Origin of the sequence: Chitinilyticum aquatile DSM 21506, assembly GCF_000430805.1 — a bacterium.
In the GTDB taxonomy this organism is placed as follows: domain Bacteria; phylum Pseudomonadota; class Gammaproteobacteria; order Burkholderiales; family Chitinibacteraceae; genus Chitinilyticum; species Chitinilyticum aquatile.
This window is the reverse complement of sequence record NZ_AUMS01000031.1, coordinates 1-1,232: the sequence shown is the minus strand read 5'-3', so window position 1 is coordinate 1,232 and position 1,232 is coordinate 1. Positions and strand designations below refer to the sequence as shown.

Annotated in this window: 2 protein-coding genes; both read left to right on the top strand. The window is 44.2% G+C overall.

From position 1 onward, the window contains the following. Positions 1-540 (top strand): RHS repeat-associated core domain-containing protein (locus H559_RS22375; protein WP_162143327.1); only part of this gene is annotated, 540 nt, incomplete at its 5' end. After that, on the top strand, positions 528-893 hold the full coding sequence (locus tag H559_RS22790) for a hypothetical protein (RefSeq protein ID WP_155845430.1): 366 nt from the start codon (positions 528-530) through the stop codon (positions 891-893). The genes H559_RS22375 and H559_RS22790, both read left to right, overlap by 13 nt. Positions 894-1,232: the final 339 nt, after the last annotated feature.

Here is a 1,232-nt window from a genome sequence, read left to right as displayed (position 1 = left end):
CGCCTGACACTGAACCTGCGCTTCCCCGGCCAGTATTTCGACAAGGAAACTGGGCTGCACTACAACTACTACCGCGACTACGACCCGCTGACAGGGCGGTATATGCAGTCCGACCCGATTGGGCTGGAGGGGGGGATTAATACGTATGCTTATGTGGGTGGTGATCCGGCCTCAATGATTGATCCTAGTGGCCTGAGTAAAGCTGACGTAGATGCAATCTACCGTCAATTTGAAAAAACAGTAGTGAGAATGACGAAAAATAAAGAAAGAACCGACAATTGGATTATAAATAACGCATTGCCGGGATATTTAAATTGTGCTGATCAATCAGCAGATGTTTTGTATGACTTGATGATTAATCTAGGAAAAACCGATGATAAATGGAAATTTTATTTCAAAGATAACTTCAAAAGTAAATCATGGTGGCAGCCAGGACACATATGGGTAGAAGGAGATTCAAGCAATCCAAATGACCCTCATCTAAAACTTGATTCTTGGCATCATGGTTTTACAATGGATTATTGCAAATGCGGAAGGTAAAAACAAATGCAGCAAAAGCTGTTGGATTGATGATTCTATTGCTATTTATGGGTTATTTTATATATGGCAATATGCGGCCGCAATATACGCAGAAAGCTGTGATTGTTTCGATAATTAATTATGCCATTCAAAATAAGGCTGTTCTTTCTGAAAGGCCTTCAGGTTCAGTGAAATTATTAAAATCGCCAGATGATTTTGTGGATGTTGGCTATGTATTTAATCGATCGGCGGTCTTTAGAAATGATGAATACAATGTTTCTGTTGTTTTTTTTATTGATGGCGACAACGGCATGCATTGTTTCATTTTGTCTAGAGATGATGGTGCTGATTTGTGTCAAGCAATCAAAAAGTAAGTGCGGCTTATACAATGAGCGCAGCGAATTGTGCCGCACGAACCGACCGTGCATCGCCGCTTCGAGACGCGTAATCGGAGGCGCAGGCCGCGCCGTTTTCCGCATCCCCGATCTTTAACAATCCATCTCCCCCAAGCTGTTTCTCGCCTACTTTATTTGTATATGGCTGTAGCCATTTATATTAAAGGGTTGTATGCATATATCGGCATGGGTATGCATCGATCTCCCCTCGTCGCGGCACGCTGCCAGCGCATCCGCAAAACCCTCACGAACAACGGCCAGATCGTGAGCGACACGCTGTACCACTACGACCTCGCCGGCCACCTCATCGGCGAAAGC

Coding starts and splice junctions, on each gene's coding strand:
- H559_RS22790 (WP_155845430.1), top strand. CDS start 528: ATGCGGAAGGTAAAAACAAATGCAGCAAAAGCTGTTGGATTGATGATT.